We start from the raw sequence: 16714 nt of genomic DNA, 5'->3' as shown, positions 1-16714 counted from the left end.
TCTCTTGCGATACAACGGTCGTCGTCATGACTTCGAGAGGTACGTCAGATTGGGGGAGCCGTTCAGTGCGGGAACGGCCCCGTGGACGTTCTTCGTGTAGGCGACCACGTCGGGAGTGAAGTACAACGGTACGTACTCAGCGGACTTGATCACGACTTGATTGATCTGTTTGACGATGTCGAGCTGAGCGGTTTCGTCATACGTGTTGTTCAGCAGTGCGATCAGCTTCTCCAACTCCTCGTTGGGGACGGAATTCTGCCGGAAGTACGATCGCGAACCCAGAGAGGCTTCGAAATTGAGCGGTGCGGATGCTCGCGTGGGCCATCCCACGCTGAAGACGTCCGCGCTGTTGTGTGCGACGAACTCCGTAATCGCCTGAGGTCCACTCATTTCGACGAAGTCGACCTTGATGCCGACTTTCTCCCATTGTTCTCCGACAAGGACAGCGTTGGTCGAGTACGGCGGTAGGTTGCCTGCTAGTCCGCGCACGGTGACCCCATTCGGATACCCCGCCTCCGCTAGCAGCGATTTGGCCTTCTCCGGGTCGTACGGCCATGCATCTTCGGTTTCCTCGTCGTAGAACTGCGAACCGGGAGGATATTGACCGAACGCCGCAGTTCCTTCCGTGCTGTCCAGCGCGGCTCGCGCAATTGCCTTGCGGTCGAGCGCATACTGCATCGCCAGACGAACCCGGACGTCGTTAACCACAGGGTTCTTGTTGTTGATCACGACGAGCGCAACTCCGAGTCTCGGGTCGTGACTGACGTTCAGGTTGGGATTCCGTTCGAGGATCGGAGCACTCGACGGTGTGAGCCCGTATGCAAAATCCGCAGCGTTCGATGTCAGGGCATTTGTCAGCGCTGTGGGATTGGAGATCACCTGGATCTGGATCTTGGCGAGCTGGGGGCTGGGTGGACCTGCCGGTTTGTAATCGTCGAATCGACTGAATGTGTATGAACTGTTCGGGACTGCGCTGGTGAATGTGTACGGCCCTGCGCCTACAGGCTTGTTGGCGAAGTCTGCCCCTGCTGCTGCCAGCGCAGTGGGGGAGACCACCATTCCCAATCTGCCGTTGAGCCAGCCTGGTAAACCGGAGGTAGGTGAACTCAACGAGATCGTGACGTGATCTGGGGACGTTGCTTCGATGCTCTTGATCGTCGGGACGGAAACGATTCCGAGACTCAAGCAGTGTTCCATGCTTGCCTTGACGGCTGCTGCATCGACAGCTGTACCGTCGTGGAAGGTCAAGCCGTTCTGCAACGTCATCTCGAACGTCAGGTTGTCCGGTCCGGAGAAGCCCCACTCGCTGGCGATTCCGGGCCGCAACTTCTGGGTGGCAGGTTCCGCATCGATCAGTGGTGCATACATCAACTGTAAGTAGTCGATGTCGTATCCGATGTTTCCCGCACACGGGTCGAGCGAGGCGGGCACGTGCGATGTCGCGACCTTGAGTTCGGCGTTCGGATCGGCAGGTCCGGTATCGCCGGCGGTACCGGTGGCGCTGCTCGAACAGCCGCTGAGCACGAGAGCAGAAAGTGCAAACGCAGCTACCAGCACACGTGGGCCACTTTTCCCATGATTCTGGAAGCGTGTGATCGGATATCGGGATCGCAAAGACAGACGCGGATTCATATGGTGGACTTTCGCTTTGGTCTTCTCGGAAGGGGGAGACTGACGCGGCACGCATTTACTGCGGCGGGTTGGAGATTCCGATCGATGTGGCCGGGGACGATAGATGGCAGGCGGAGCTGTGTGCGGAATTCGAGGCCGCGCGAAGTGACGGCGCTTCCGACGCACAGCGATCCATCGCAAACGGGCAGCGGGTGCGGAATCGACAGCCCGAGGGTGGATTCCGTGGGTCGGGTAACTCGCCCCGCACCAATGCTTTCCGACGACTGCGCCGCTCGAGTTCGATGTGCGGGGCCGCGGCGAGAAGTGCCTGCGTGTAGGGGTGCGATGGAGTCCTCAGGACCGTGGCAACCGGTCCGATCTCGACGATTCGGCCGAGGTACATCACCGCGACGCGATCGGCGATCCGTGCCACCGAACCCAAATCGTGCGAAATGAAGATGTACGTGAGGTCATGTTCTTCTCGGAGATCGGCAAGAAGTTGCAACACCTCTTCCTGAAGCGAAACATCCAGGGAGGCAACAGGTTCGTCGCAGAGAATCAGTGGCGCCTTGGAGGCAAGTGCACGAGCGATGGTCACGCGTTGGCGTTGGCCACCGGAGAGCTGGGTCGGGAGGCGGTCGGCAAGCTCAGCGCCGAGACCGACCCGACGCAACAGCTCGACGGCTTTCGGCCGCAAGGACTGTGGGATGCGCAGACGCCCTGGCGCCATCGGCTCGGCTACGCAAGCCCATGAGGCCATCCGATTGTTCAAGGCCGACGTAGGGTTTTGAAAAATGAGATGGGAAGATCCACCCTTGCCGAACGCCGGGTCGTCGAGATTCATAGTGATGGAGCCTGCGGCCGTAGCCACCAGACCCGCGAGAGCGTGAGCCGTCGAGGATTTTCCCGATCCTGATTCACCGATTATCGCAAGGGTTTCGCCCCTCTGTACGGAGAAGCTGACGTCGTCGACCGCGCGAAGAGCTTTGCGTCCGCGTCCGTACTCGACTGCCAGATTCCTAACGTCGACGATGACGTCGGTGTTGCTCATCAGCTCACCAGTCCGAGCAACTCGAGTTCGTCGCTGCGGTGACATCTTGTTGCCGATTCCGGTGATCCGATCAGAAGTGGATGATCGGATATGCAGAGCTCCTCGGAGTAGTTGCACCGGGCGACGTATCGGCAACCCACGCCGTCAGCAGGGGCTTTGGTGGTGAAATCGCCTCGCGACTTGGGCGATTGGGGGGAGACTTCTTCGAATGTCGAGCGTGCCGCCTCGAGAAGGCTGAACGTGTAGGGATGCGCGGGCCGCCGAAGCAGCACGTCTCGTGGCGCGACGTCGACGATCTCGCCGCGAAACATGGTGATGACTCGATCCGCGACCTCGGCGACAACCGCGAGGTCGTGACTGATCAACAACACGGCAAGATCGCGCTGTTCGGCCAGTTCTCGAAGGAGATCGACAATCTGAGCTTGGATGGTGACGTCGAGCGCTGTTGTCGGTTCGTCCGCGATCAGCAACTTCGGACCGCATGCCAGGGCCATCGCGATCATCACCCGCTGACACATCCCGCCGGAAAGCTCGTACCCGAACGACTTCAAGGTTCTGCTCGGGTCGGCCAGACCGACCTGGTGGAGAAGATCTGTAGCCACGTCCTCCGCATCGACTTTCGTGATGTCGCGGTGGGCCTTCAACACATCGACGATCTGGCGACCGATGCTGACGGAGGGGTTGAGAGCCGAACTCGGGTCCTGGAAGACCATACTGACGTCGCGACCGCGTATTTTCCTCAACTCGGCGGCGGGCAGACCCACAAGTTCCTGTCCTTCCAAACGGATGCTTCCGCTGGTTGTTGCCGTACGGGGCAAGAGACCGAGCAGAGCGAGTCCGGTCAGTGTCTTTCCGCTCCCGCTCTCTCCTACGAGGCCGGTGATTTCGCCCGACCCCAACTCGAAGCTCACTCGGTCGAGGAGTCTGTTCGAAATCGATTCTGTCCCAATGTCAACCGTGAGGTCTCGTACTTGCAGAAGTGGGCTCATCGTCGGGTCGTCCACGTGTGATCGTTCATCGCATTCCTCCGTAAACAACTGAACTGTTGTGACTGGAATCACGTACCGGGGAACCATAAACACTCACCTGCAACAAAGTCAATGAATGTTGCAACGATTGCCGGCGATGGCGCCGTCTGATCGCCTCCGGCTACCGACCAGCACGTCGTCAGCGATACATTCACTCCATGGCCGAGACACGTGACATCCGCGCGGAAGCGTTGAGTGCCGCCCGACGACAGTTCGCAGCCGGAAAACCGCTCGATGTGAACGCTTTGGCCACCGAGTTGGGGGTGGATCGGACCACCTTGTTCCGGCGTGCAGGGAATCGCGACACAATTACCGGTGACGTGCTCGATTCGCTGGCGCGCCGAACGTGGCGAATGGGCCTCGAGGAGTGCGGTGGAAGCGGAGCGTCAAGGGTTGTCGACGTCCTCACTTACCATGCACGGGCGACAATCGAGACCGAATTCTTCCGGACGTATTTGACTCGGGAACCGCAAAAGGCGTTGTGCATACTCACAACTGGACTGGGGCCGATTCAGGGCACGATGGTCGAATCCGTGCGAAGGCTGATCGAAGCTGAAATACCGGAGCAGATTCGGCCAGACCTGCCCGTCGAGGACATGGCATATCTGCTGGTTCGCGTGGGTGAGTCGTTCATCTACAACGATTTGCTCACTGGTGGCACTCCGGATACGGAGAAGGCTCGCTTGGCGTTCCGGCTCATCCTCTCGCGTGACTAGTGTGCCGAGTTTCCGTTTTCTCAGTTTTCGTGAAAGCGCTTCGAATGCAAGCTATTTCATAGCTATGCCTGGTTGTATGACCCAATCAGGCTGGTGGGATCGGCACAAAGCTCCGCATCTCGTCCCGTCCGGGCCGGATGACGCCTGCGGCGGATTCGGGAACCTCGTTCCAGGCGCCGGGAAGGTCACGTAGAGGCTCGGAGACGACGATTCGGGTCTCCTCACTCAGATGGTGCAGGGCATCCACCTCAGGATGGAGCTTGCGCAACGTGGAAATCTCGGTGGAGAAGAACAACGACCTCGACTGGTGCTCGCTGGAATAGCGAAAGATCCAGGTGGAGATGCCATCCGACGTGGCGACGGTCATCTGAACCGGATTGTCGATTCCCTGCGAGCGGGCCGTGTGCTCGACGAATCCGACGGCCCTCGCGACACCTTCGAACGGATCGTCGGTCAGGCCGAACGTCAGCGCGAGGAAGAACAAGGTTTCCGAGTCCGTCGATCCTTCGAGATCCGGAAAGAGCGACGGATCAATGGCAGTCACCAATTCCCGTTTCATGTCGTGGAATCCGTGTAGTGAACCGTTGTGCATCCACAACCATTGCCGGTGCCGGAACGGGTGACAGTTGCTGCGCTGCACTGCAGTTCCCGTCGAGGCGCGGATGTGAGCGAACAGCAGAGGGGTGCGCAATTGGGAGGTGACTTCGCGCAGGTTCGAGTCGTTCCACGCGGGTTCGATGCTCTTGAAAACTGCCGGTTGGGGGCCTTCCCCGTACCAGCCGATTCCGAAGCCGTCGCCATTTGTCGTCGTGGCCCCGAGTTGAGAATGCAGGCTCTGGTCGATCAGCGAGTGCTGTGGCCTGAACAGCAAGTCATGGGCCAGTATCGGCTCTCCGGAATACGCCATCCACCTACACATACTTTCAACTCAAGCAGATCGAGTCGGCGTTGACGGTGCATGCGCAGCGGCGTGCGTCGTCTGGGTGGGCTTCCATGTCGACACAGCCCAGATCACGACGATGTTCAGCGCGATGATGAGAGTCGACCACCAGGGGTAGTACGGCAGCCACAAGAAGTTCGCGATGATCGAGATCGCGCAGATCACCACTGCCGACACCCGCGCCCAGGCCGCTCCGGTGAACAGTGCGAGCCCGACGAGAGCGACGAGCGCGCCCAGCACGAGATGGATCCAACCCCACGTCGTCAGGTCGAACTGATAGACGTAGTCGATCCCGACTACGAACACTTCGTTTTCGGCGACGGCAGCGAGTCCTTGGAAGAACTGCACGATGCCGACCGTCACCAAGATGACGGCTGCCCCGATCGATGTTCCTACCGCGAAACCCTGCTTGACTGATGTTGTATCCGACATGACGGTTTCCCTTGATTCGGTGGGGGGCGACCGGACACGTGCCCGGCACGCTCGTTGTAGTGATCGTTGTTCCACCGGCTGACCGCTATGAAACGGAAATACCTGTCCAATGCGGTGAGAAATCAGTGCGATCTGCTCCGATGTGCGGGCGAAATGTAACTTCTGACCCCTGTTGATCCGATGTACCCCTTGCCGGAACGTGTGTGCGGAGAAATTGCTCGTAACCGAAGTTCACAGAAAACAAGAGGAATTCGGCACGGAATTCGACCTATTTGTCCAGCTGTACTGGTATTTTGACTGAATTGACCGGAAGCTACGGTCCGCGGAAAAAAGGTAGCGAGAGAATGACGATCTTCGGCAGGCGTACCGCGGGCATCACCGCGACGGCCTTCGTCTTGGCGACCGTTGTGTCGACAGCACTCCCCGCAGTGGGATCGGCTGCCCCCGTTTCGCTCACCCGCGCGTGCAACTCGGAAATCAACGAAAATTCGATGTCACTCGATCCGGCCGTGATCGACGGTTGGTACGACATCTCGACTGGATCGCCTGGAACGAAAATCAACTCGATCGAGGCGTGGCGGACAGTGCCGGGAGACATCCTCGAGTTTCGCGCATCGGTGACGATCAGAGCCCACGGAAGTCCCGTCCGAGGGACCCTTCGGATCGACGGCGCCGGCTTGACCGGAGATCAGGATTTGATCTCCAAAATGACGTTGACCCAAGATCTCGGCCGGTCAGGGTCAACGGTCACCGACGCTGACGACGGTTCGGTCATCCCCGTACGTGCCAAGCTCGCATTCGACGTCACAACTCCTGGACAAGTCGCGCAGAACCAGACGGTCAACCTCTCGGCAGTCAAGATTGTCTTGGCAGGCGACACCACCGATCCGGGAGGTGAGTGCCCCGGCCCCGGCCCCGGCGGCGGGGGGAATGGAAGCGGTGGCGGAAACGGCAGCGGTGGTGACGGTTCCGGTGGGAACGGTGGGGATTCCGGTGACGCACTTCCCGGTCGTGACGTAGGAAACCGAGTACCAATTGCCCAGATTCCGTCCGGCCCGACTTCTCGTCCGTGACAGCGGCACCTGGATCCACGGCCAGCCGAACGTGGGCCGCTGCAGTAGTGGCGACAATGCTCTTGATCGGCGGATGTTCCGACGACGGTGACTCGCCGACCCGCGTCCTCGCGACCGGCCAACAAGATTTGCCGCCGGCAGTTCGCGCCGCAGTCGACGGTCCGGATGTCCCGACCACGCTGCGCACAGGCAACAGCACCGCTGACATCCTGCCGATCAAGACGACGACGGACGGCTCGCTCATTCCGCCCGAGGATGTCAGTGAGATCGGATGGTGGGCAGATTCGGCATTTCCCGGCTCCGGCGCGGGCACTGTGGTGATCACCGGACACGTCAACGACATCTATCAGGGTGACGGTTTCGGAAAGAAGTTCTCGACACTGGAAATCGGCTCGGTCGTGACCGTGGCGGGCGCCGGGGGACAGACCTGGAACTACCGTATCGATGCGGTCGATCACTACGGCAAGGACGGCGAGCTGCCGGTCGAGCGATTGAACAGCCTCGACGGACCCGAAACCCTCGCGCTGATCACCTGCGGCGGCGAGTTCGTCGGTCCGCCGTTCGGATACGAGGACAACGACGTCGCGTGGGGAACTCCGGTGCCCGCATAGCCGAAAACCAGACGTCGGAACGGTTGATAAACTGGGTCCCGCGTTCGTGGCCATCCACGCACGTTTCGAAAGTCCGAAGAAGGAGATTGTGCTGTGGTTGACCTCGCCTATGTCATCGCTGGGTCCGAAGCGACTGGCGGTGCCGGCCTGCAGGTCGACCTGAAGACGTTCCAGGCATTGGACGTCTACGGCGTAGCGACCACCACATGTATCGTCTCGTTCGATCCCAAGAACAATTGGGGTCATCGCTTCGTGCCGATCGCTCCTGACGTGATCGCTGATCAGATCGAGGCTGCCACGGCAGCTCACGATCTGGACGTCGTCAAGATCGGAATGTTGGGAACTCCCGCCACGATCGAGGTTGTGGCAGAGGGCCTGCGTCGGCAGTCCTGGCGCCACGTCGTCCTCGACCCGGTCCTGATCTGCAAGGGCCAGGAGCCCGGCGCGGCTCTCGATACCGATACAGCACTTCGTGATTCGATCCTCCCGCTCGCCACCGTCGTCACACCCAACCTGTTCGAGGCACGCACCCTCGCCGGAATGGACAGCATCGAAAGCGTCGACGACCTCATCGAGGCCGCACGTCGTATCCATGACCTCGGACCCAAGTACGTGCTCGCAAAGGGCGGTGTCGAACTCGCCGGTGGCGACGCCGTCGACGTGTTGTTCGACGGGACCGACGTGACGGTTCTCTCCGCCCCCAAGGTCGGCGAAGAGCGCGTCTCGGGTGCCGGTTGCACGCTGGCCGCCGCAGTGACCGCCGAACTGGCAAAGGGCGCCGACGTGGGAGAAGCCGTCGCTCTGGCCAAGAAGTTCGTCACGGCGGGCATCGAAGGCCGCGTCTCGGCACACACGCCGTTCGACACCGTCTGGCAGGGCGCGTTCAAGGGATAGGCGCACGGCGGCTCACATCGCCGCGCGCGGCCTGGCAGGATCGAGTGCGTGAGTACTGCGAACCTGAATCGAAGCGAAGTCGCCGAACGATCTCGAGCCATCTCCGTCGCCGGTTACCGGGTGGAGTTGGATCTGCGATCGGCGGTCGACTCCGCCGTGAAGACCTTTTCGACGGTCACGACAATTGATCTGACGTCCTCGGTGGAGTCCACGTGGCTCGATTTCATCGGTGCTGCAGTCGATTCCGTGGACGTCGACGGTGCGTCGATTCCGGTGGAGTACGACGGATCCCGGATCGGGCTGCGCGGACTCGGCGGATCGAACGTCGTTCGGGTGGCAGCTCACGGCCACTACAGCCGTTCGGGCGAAGGGCTGCACCGATTTGTCGACGACGCTGACGATCAGACGTATCTGTACACGCAATACGAGCCTGCCGATGCCAGGCGTGTTTTCGCCTGCTTCGAGCAGCCGGACCTCAAGGCGCCCTTCACATTCGAGGTGACAGCACCTGACGGCTGGGAAGTCCTGTCGAATCAGCCCGCGACCCAGACTCTCTCCGTGGACGGTGCACAACGCGTCACTTTCGCCCCGACGCTGCCGATCTCGACCTACATCACCGCGATCGCGGCCGGGCCGTATCACCGCGTGGCGTCGTCGTGGAGTCGCGGCGAACTCACTGTCGAGTTGGGTGCGCTGTGCCGGGCGTCGTTGGCTCCACACCTTGATGCAGACAACGTTTTCGACATCACCCGTCAGGGGCTGGACTTCTACGCCGAGTACTTCGACTATCCGTATCCGTTCGGCAAGTACGACCAGATCTTTGTCCCCGAGTACAACCTCGGCGCCATGGAGAACCCGGGACTGGTGACCTTCACCGAGGCATACGTGTTCCGCGGCACCGCAACCGACGAGCAGCATCAGCGCCGCGCCAACACGATCCTGCACGAAATGGCGCACATGTGGTTCGGCGATCTCGTGACCATGGTCTGGTGGGACGACCTGTGGCTCAAAGAATCTTTTGCTGATTTCATGGGATCGCTGGTCAGCGCCGAAGCCACTCGCTTCACCGATGCCTGGGTGGCATTCGCCATCAAGCGAAAAGCGTGGGCGTACCTCCAAGATCAGCTGCCGACAACTCATCCCATCGTCGCCGACATCGTCGATCTCGAAGCTGCGAAGCTTAACTTCGACGGAATCACCTACGCCAAGGGCGCCAGTGTCCTCAAACAACTTGTGGCGTTCGTCGGCCGTGACGCGTTCTTCGAAGCGGCACGACGGTACTTCAAGGCCCACGCCTTCGGGAACACCACGCTGGTTGATCTGCTCGACGTGCTCGCGGAGACTTCCGGACGTGATGTGCGCGAATGGGCCCGAATCTGGTTGCAGACCACCGGAGTGTCCACGCTGTCGCTCGACGGAACAGACCTGGTCCAGACGGACCCGAGGCCGCATCGGCTCGCAGTCGGAATCTACGACTACAACGAGTCCGGAGACCTTGTTCGCACCGAACGCGTCGAACTCGACATCACCGAATCACGCACGTCGGTCGACCTTCCGCCCGGAGCACTCACACTGCTCAACGACGAAGACCTCACCTACGCCAAGGTGCGATTGGACGCGGAATCTCTGTCCACTGTCGAGGCATCCCTGGACCGCGTGAGCGATCCGCTTGCGCGCGGGGTGATCTGGTCGTCGCTGTGGAACTCGGTGCGTGATGCGCAGCTCTCGGTGTTCCGGTACCTCGACATGGTGGAACGATTCGCTCCCGCGGAGACAGATCTTGCGATTCTCAGCTCGATCCTGACCGATGCCCAATACGCGGTTCTTCACTACGTTCCGAAAAGCTTGCGGCCCAATGTAAGTGCAGGCTGGTTGGAAACGACCTGGAAGGCGGTGTTCGAAGCCGAACCGGAGTCCGGAAGGCAGCTGGCATGGGCACGGGCTCTGTCGGCCGCTGCAGCGGTCAACGATGCTCGCGCCGACGAGGTGCGGTCGATACTCGACGGCACCTGCCCGGGGCCGGTCGGACTGGCTCTCGATCCTGATCTGCGGTGGGCATTGTGGATCGCCCTGTCGGCGACCGGCCATGCGAGTGTGAGCGACTTCGATGGTGAGCTGAGCAAGGACAGCACGTCAGCGGGTCGAACGGCGTACGTCCGCGCCGCGGCGTCGATTCCCGATGCCGAGACCAAGGCGGCTGCCTGGGCGTCGGCGACCACTGACGGCTCACTCTCGAACGACCGCCTGGATGCGACGATCGCCGGATTCCGTTCGGGCACGGACCCGTCGTTGATCGAGGGATATGCGGCAGAGTACTTCTCGTCCCTGGGGAAGTGGTGGTCCGAACGCAGCATCGAGATCGCCCGACGGTTGGTGAACGGACTCTTCCCGGCAGCTGAAGACACCTCTGCTGTCGATTCCTGGATCCAGGCCAATGCGGAGGCGCCCGCGTCGCTGCGGAGGCTTGTTCTCGAGCGTCGGGATCACCTGGCCCGAGACCTACGTGCCCAGGCGTCGAACGCAGTGATCTGACGCCATCAGCTCCGAAATGTCCTGTTCTTGGATATTGTCTAAACAGGGCTGCGACGGGAGACGACGTGCACACGATCACGGATCTGTCGCTGGTCACGGGCCCGGTTCCGCCCGTGGTGACGGTGCTCGGAATTCTGGCACTTCTGTGGCTGATCTTCTCGAGATCGAGGCGTCACGTCCTGATCTCGATTCCGGTCTGCATCGTCGCGGCAATCGCGATCACTCTCGTGCTGTACTGGCTGATCGAGAAGGTGTGGCACCCGTTCCCCGATCCGATTGCCCGTCCGGTCTACGTGTGGATCGGGTTGGGCATTCTCGGCGTGCTGCTGGGCGTTTCGCGGGTATTTGCGGCGACGCGGATCGACGGCCGCGTGCTCACCGTGGTCTCCGTGCTCCTGGTGGTCGTGTCGAGCGCGGCTCACGTGAATCTGCAGTTCCAGTCGTATCCGACGTTGGGAACAGCGCTGGGACTCTCGGACGCGGAGAAGGTTTCACTCGCAGACCTGGACGACGGCAAGGACGGCGCGGTACCGGTTTCGCAATGGAAGGCTCCCACGGACATGCCGTCGGCGGGCAAGGTCAGCACGGTCACGATTGCGGGGACGGTCTCCGGATTCAGCGCCCGCGACGCCGAGATCTACCTACCGCCCGCGTATTTCACCAACCCACGACCGGAGTTGCCCGTGTTGGTCCTGCTAGCCGGCCAACCAGGCGCGCCCGAGGACTGGCTACAGGGCGGACGTCTCGTCCAGACCATGGACACCTACGCCGCTGCGCATTCGGGCTTGGCTCCCGTTGTCGTCGTTGCTGACGGGACCGGGTCGGAACTGGCGAATCCGCTCTGCGTCGATTCCCAACTCGGGAACGTCGCGACGTACCTTTCGCGCGATGTTCCCGACTGGGTGCGCGGGAACCTCCAGGTGGATCCCGACCCGAGGAAGTGGGCGATCGGGGGACTTTCCTACGGCGGCACCTGCGCGTTCCAGATGGCAACGAACTTCCCCGCGGTCTATCCGACGTTCCTGGATCTGTCCGGTCAGATCGAACCCACACTCGGCGATCGCAAGCAGACGGTCGATGCAGCGTTCGGCGGCAATGAAGCCGCGTTCGTGGCAGTGAATCCGCAGGATCTGCTCCGGGAGAAGAAGTTCCCCGACAGCGCCGGGGTGTTCGTGGTCGGCAAACAGGACAACGACTACCGCCCAGGTCTTCAAACGCTCTACGAAGCCGCAAAAGCCGCAGGGATGGACGTCCAATACGCCGAGGTCGACGGAGGACACAGCTTCCAAGTGTGGTCGGCTGGATTGGCGAGTCAATTAGGTTGGCTGGGAACGCGACTCGGCCTGCCCGGATGAACGATCGTCCGGAAGTTCCGAAGACCCGATGATCAGCGGGTGAATTCTTCCGGTCGCCCCGGCTTCGGAGCCCAATCCCTGCGGATCCGCCACACTCGCGAGCCGAAGGTCGAGTGCGCCGGTCCATTCTCGGTTCAATTGCGCATCGAGTGCGTCGACGCGCTCGAGTAGCGGAGGGTGCTGGTCCGGCGGGCAGGCTTCGAGCAAGGTCGCGAATACCGCGCGTAGACGGCGCTGGACCTGCGCGGAATTGGTACTGAAGTGCCGGATCTCGTCGGTGGCGACGGACACGTAATCGGTCCAGGTGCGTTGCTGCCCTCGGATCAGCGTGAGATCCGAGGTTGATGTGTCGAATCGGACCCGCGGGGCGAGAAGTACCAGAAGATCTTCGATGTGGTCGAGAGCCTGGACGGCTCGGCCCGGGTCGTTGATGGCGGGTGACAGTGCCTTGAGCGCGATGTCCACGATCGACTGAAGCGCTGCACCGGGGCTGACGACCGGGCTGTGCGTGTCACCGAAGATCAAGCACGACATCAAGGTGTCCGGGCGTACCTTCAGCGAGGGTCCGCGTACCTCGAAGAGGGGCGCGTTCTGGGCGACGAACTCGCCGATGCTGGGGACGACTTCGACCGAGACGTCCCAGCGGCCGGCCAACCGCTGCAGTCGTGCGAGATCGATCGCCAGCAGAATCCGGCCGTCGGGTGAGAGGTGGCGCAGGCGAATCACCAGTGCGTCGGCGCTCTCGGAGTTCTCGGACTCGCGCGGTTGGGGTAGGGGGAGCGGCTGACTGGGTTTCGGTGCGCCAGAGGGCAGGTCCTCGTACAGCGGATAGGCACGAATCGTCGCGCTCCGGCCCTGGGCCGCTATCCAACGCAGCAACCGACTGGAATTGAGAATCGACCCGACCTTCGCCACCAACGCGATGAACAGGATCGCACTGGCCAATGCCAGAAGCAGTGCGATCGCCGTGGAGATGGTCGGTGAGGAATTCTCCGAATCGAGCGCCAGATCCAGCGCAATGATCAAGGAGAAGACGAACGTGGCCAGAAACATGCCGATCGACCACCGCATCACCCGCTGTTGCGCAAGCATCGGGACCACCCGCACCGAAATCTGCGATGCGCCGAACTGCATTGCGAGGGTGATGGCGGTGAACACCAGACCGGTGAGAGTGATCATCCCGCCGGCGATGACGCTGAGCAGCGTCGCGGTGGCCCCGGCGTCCACGCCCTCGGAAATGGTACCGACGTCGCCGTCGCTGACGAGATCTCCGTCGATCCCGACGAGGATGTTCGCGGTGACGACGGACAGGACGACGAGGATCACGGGGAGACGCCAGACGGGGACTGTTCGTAGTCGTCGGCGAGTTCGACGCCAGCGAATTCTGTCCGAGAGCCGCCGCGACAATCCGACCTTCGACGTGGGGGTTGTGGTGTCGACGACGGGGAGCGGTGGTGGGGGCGGGGGAGCGGAACCGAAACTTCCCGACACCGTTTCCTGCACGTAGATCTTCGCGTGGATCATCGGCTCGCGATAACGCTGTTCACGGGCCACTGCCCGGCTCATCTTCGCCGGCTTGTCGCGGTAACGCGAGCGCGCCCACGGCGCACCCGGGCGACTCAACCGAATTGCTCCGATCAACAGAAGTGGGGTGAAGAACAGCCCGATCAAGCCGGTCCAGAGTTTGCCCTTCATCAACGTGATCACGGCTAGTCCGAGTTGGATCACGATCGCGACGACAACGCCGATCAACGTCGCCAGGCTCCGGTCCTGCTCGTACGGGTCGAACTCTCCCGCGAACCCGATCGGGTGGACCCCGAGAAGGAAAAGGAACGAGATCGCGATGGCCACGAACACCGCGTCGATGGACGAGCGACCTTCCTCGGCCCAGTAGACATCGCGCAGATGCAACACGAGCGCGTACTCGTCGAGGACCAACGCGCTGCCGATACCGAACACCGACGCGAGAACACAATTGGCGATCGGGGTGTGATAGTCGGCCAGAGCGATGAAGGCGAAGCCGGACACGAGCATCATCATCAAACCGAAAACCATGTGGTGGATGTGCATTCCACCGGGCGTGACATTGCCTGGCCACCACGAGACCTCGGCCCGGATCATCCGGACGCTGAAGCGGATGAACAGGAACGTCAGGACAAAGGCGAGTAGGAGGAAGAACAGCGGGAGCCTGCCGGTGTCGACGACCGTGTGCTCGAACCAGGACCGCACGGCGTCAACTCTTGCTGGTGGCGAGCTTGATCAGCTGAGGAGCCGTTGCGTCGGGCAGGTAGGCACGCGTCAGTGCGATTCCGATCCGAGGCAGGTCGGCCTCGTCGCGGAAACACAGGAAAACGGGTTCGTACCTCGGCTTGAACTTCTTCTTGAACGCGTGAAGAGACCGGAAGCCGTAGAGCGGTTCCATCGCGGCACCGAGCATGTCCAGTAGGCGGTCCATCGATGCGGCGTCGGCGCCGTCGTCGCTGCGGGCGAGCGGTGCTCCGGACAGTGAGACGAATTGGGCACCTTGTTCTTTGAACTCGAGGGCCGACGATGCGATGAGGAACTCGACCACCGGACGGAACCCGTCAGGACGTCGACGCATGACGTCGAGTGTCCAACCCTGAACCACGCCGCCTTCGCCGTACACCGGCAACCACGAGGTGACGCCGTGAATGCTTCCGGTCGGGTCGACGGCCAAGCCGACACGGACGTCGCGATCGAGCGCCTCCTCGACGCTTCCGAGGGTGAACCCCATCTCGGGCAGCCCCTTGTCGCCCACCCATTCCTCGGAGATGGCGCGCACCTGAGCCAATACGGAGAACGGCTCGTCGGCCAATGTTGTCATCCGGAAGGTGATGTCGTCCTTCTTGGCCTTGTTGAGCGCCGAGCGGATGTCCTGCCAGGATTTACCGGTGAACTGCAGTTCTGGTAGGTCGACGATCGTGTCTTCGGCGACCTGAACGGTGCGCCAGCCACGCCGGGCGGCGGCATCGGCTGTCTCCTTCCCCACGGAGAACAAGCAGGGAGTGAGGCCGTTGGCTTCGGACATCGTCGTGAATTCGTCCACCGCTGCGGCAAGTCGGTCGGGGCTCGCTATCGGATCGGCCAGGACCACGACGACACCGACATGCCGTTGGAATGCAACGACGCTCTCACCCGACTCGCCGAAGTAGTAACTGTTGCCGTCCCACGTCGTCATCCACGACATGGTTCCGCCGCCGTGCCGTTTGAGCAGTTCCCGAGCGGCGGCGCGCGGATCGTTCCCGGACAACGGCCCGCCTCGAATCTTGCGCCGCATCGCTACGTGGAAAGCGTGGCGGCCCTTGATCAACAAGATGAGTTCGAGAAGCCAGAGCAGCGCGGTACCGACCGTGACGGCGCCGGCGCTCTCGTAGTCGAAGAAGATGACCGAAACGAGGACGAGGGCGGTGGCCAAGACCGTCAGTGAACCGAACACCACGGCAACCCACCAGGCCCAGCGGCGACCTCGTCGCAACTGGTCCGCGATGAGGGCAACGATGACCACGTCGATCAATGCCGTCCAGCCCGAACCGGTTTCGGCTTCCGTCGGCCCGAACGGTCCGCTTCCGGGGAACAGCCAGACGGCGATCTCGACCACGCCGATCAGGAGCAGGCCGATGAATCCGAGCAGGCGGATCTCGCGTCGCGTTCGGGGGATGAACCCGCGCTCTCCGTCGCCGAAGAACTTCTCGCCCACCGGCAGGAATATCGCGACCGCGATGAGGTGCTGCACGTCGGCGAGGCGGCCTTCGAAGAGGAACGCGATCGCAATGTACGCACACAGAATGGCGCGGACTCGCATTCGCCAGGGCGAGCGGAGTGTTGCTGTGGTCGCGGCGAGTGCGGCGATGATTGCAGTGGTCACGCCGACGTCGCGGTGGGTGGCGAGGTTGCGAGCCCAATCCCAGTCGGTGTGGCTGCCCGCCCAGAGGAGGAGCGATGCACCGAGTTCGCCCGCCAACTGACCGCTGATCGTGACGATGGCCGCGTTCTTGGTTCCCAGGCGCCATTCGCACCAGCCGACCGCGAAGGCAAAAACGACGATGATCGAAACATACTGACCCGGCGTCAATCCGAAGAACCACCCCGTGACGAGAGTCCACCACTTGCCTTCCTGCAAGGCAGGAACTCCGTAGGCGATGTCGTTGAACCACGAGTAGGTACGGACGTGATTCCACAGGGCGCCGGTCGCGATCCCGACGACGGTGATGGTGAGGACGACGATCGAAGTGAACGGCACGCGCCGCAGGACGCTCAGCGTGTCGGAGGCAAAGCGAGAGGCCCGATTCGACGCGCCCGGCGCGCTCTGGTCGGTCTGCGGGGTGGGGGTCTGGGACTGCTCAGCCATCGAGGTTCTCTTCTCGCCATGCCGCACGGTGGATTCTGCCTGTTCAGCATGACAGGAATACAGACCGATAATCAGGCGAAGCGGCCAAAATGGACCAGACTG

At 61.8% G+C, this 16714-nt stretch carries 13 protein-coding genes; 6 read left to right on the top strand and 7 right to left on the bottom strand.

Annotation, left to right across the window (positions count from 1 at the left end):
• Window positions 1-24: 24 nt before the first annotated feature.
• The 3 genes from KTR60_RS15450 to KTR60_RS15440 all read right to left on the bottom strand — a co-directional run bounded on the left by KTR60_RS15450 (window position 25) and on the right by KTR60_RS15440 (window position 3573).
• Window positions 25-1557, bottom strand: a complete 1533-nt coding sequence (locus KTR60_RS15450; protein ID WP_162114854.1) for an ABC transporter substrate-binding protein — start codon at window positions 1555-1557, stop codon at window positions 25-27.
• 130 nt (window positions 1558-1687) lie between these two features.
• Window positions 1688-2662, bottom strand: a complete 975-nt coding sequence (locus tag KTR60_RS15445; protein ID WP_007731960.1) for an oligopeptide/dipeptide ABC transporter ATP-binding protein — start codon at window positions 2660-2662, stop codon at window positions 1688-1690.
• Entirely contained in the window at window positions 2662-3573 is a 912-nt protein-coding gene (locus KTR60_RS15440; RefSeq protein ID WP_230587654.1) for an ABC transporter ATP-binding protein, read from the bottom strand. Before KTR60_RS15440 ends, KTR60_RS15445 begins: the two co-directional genes overlap by 1 nt.
• 275 nt (window positions 3574-3848) lie before the next feature.
• On the opposite strand from KTR60_RS15440, the gene KTR60_RS15435 reads away from it, so the two are divergent.
• On the top strand, window positions 3849-4406 hold the full coding sequence (locus KTR60_RS15435; RefSeq protein WP_021333511.1) for a QsdR family transcriptional regulator: 558 nt from the start codon (window positions 3849-3851) through the stop codon (window positions 4404-4406).
• Between the two features lie 85 nt (window positions 4407-4491).
• Here KTR60_RS15435 and KTR60_RS15430 read toward each other — a convergent pair whose 3' ends face one another.
• Complete coding sequence (locus tag KTR60_RS15430) at window positions 4492-5313, bottom strand: class II glutamine amidotransferase (RefSeq protein WP_031331541.1); 822 nt, start codon at window positions 5311-5313, stop codon at window positions 4492-4494.
• A 21-nt stretch (window positions 5314-5334) separates the two neighbouring features.
• The gene (locus tag KTR60_RS15425; protein ID WP_030537512.1) at window positions 5335-5778 is read right to left on the bottom strand and encodes a hypothetical protein; all 444 of its coding nucleotides are present in this window, start codon (window positions 5776-5778) and stop codon (window positions 5335-5337) included.
• A gap of 344 nt (window positions 5779-6122) precedes the next feature.
• Here KTR60_RS15425 and KTR60_RS15420 point away from each other — a divergent pair, with 344 nt between their 5' ends.
• From KTR60_RS15420 to KTR60_RS15400, 5 genes are all read left to right on the top strand, one after another.
• Window positions 6123-6851, top strand: coding sequence for a hypothetical protein (locus KTR60_RS15420; RefSeq protein WP_021333507.1), 729 nt, complete (start codon window positions 6123-6125; stop codon window positions 6849-6851).
• The gene (locus KTR60_RS15415) at window positions 6848-7462 is read left to right on the top strand and encodes a class F sortase (protein WP_228401006.1); all 615 of its coding nucleotides are present in this window, start codon (window positions 6848-6850) and stop codon (window positions 7460-7462) included. The genes KTR60_RS15420 and KTR60_RS15415 overlap by 4 nt, the downstream gene beginning before the upstream one ends.
• 93 nt (window positions 7463-7555) lie before the next feature.
• Complete coding sequence (thiD, locus tag KTR60_RS15410) at window positions 7556-8356, top strand: bifunctional hydroxymethylpyrimidine kinase/phosphomethylpyrimidine kinase (protein WP_003946192.1); 801 nt, start codon at window positions 7556-7558, stop codon at window positions 8354-8356.
• 48 nt (window positions 8357-8404) lie between these two features.
• Window positions 8405-10888, top strand: coding sequence for an aminopeptidase N (gene pepN / locus KTR60_RS15405; protein WP_030537514.1), 2484 nt, complete (start codon window positions 8405-8407; stop codon window positions 10886-10888).
• Between the two features lie 65 nt (window positions 10889-10953).
• A complete protein-coding gene (locus tag KTR60_RS15400; protein ID WP_042451019.1) occupies window positions 10954-12243 on the top strand; it encodes an alpha/beta hydrolase in 1290 nt (429 codons plus the stop codon).
• Here KTR60_RS15400 and KTR60_RS15395 read toward each other — a convergent pair.
• On the bottom strand, window positions 12205-14472 hold the full coding sequence (locus tag KTR60_RS15395) for a DUF2254 family protein (protein WP_081557909.1): 2268 nt from the start codon (window positions 14470-14472) through the stop codon (window positions 12205-12207). The two genes, KTR60_RS15400 and KTR60_RS15395, sit on opposite strands and share 39 nt — an antisense overlap.
• Window positions 14473-14476: 4 nt before the next feature.
• Window positions 14477-16612 (bottom strand): bifunctional lysylphosphatidylglycerol flippase/synthetase MprF, encoded by a 2136-nt coding sequence (locus KTR60_RS15390; RefSeq protein WP_166502306.1) that lies wholly within the window; start codon window positions 16610-16612, stop codon window positions 14477-14479.
• Between the last annotated feature and the right edge of the window lie 102 nt (window positions 16613-16714).

The sequence above is a fragment of the Rhodococcus sp. C1 genome (assembly GCF_020809065.1).
GTDB classification, from domain to species: domain Bacteria; phylum Actinomycetota; class Actinomycetes; order Mycobacteriales; family Mycobacteriaceae; genus Rhodococcus_F; species Rhodococcus_F qingshengii.
Note: the sequence above shows the minus strand (reverse complement) of the source record. Positions and strands in the feature narration are given on the sequence as shown.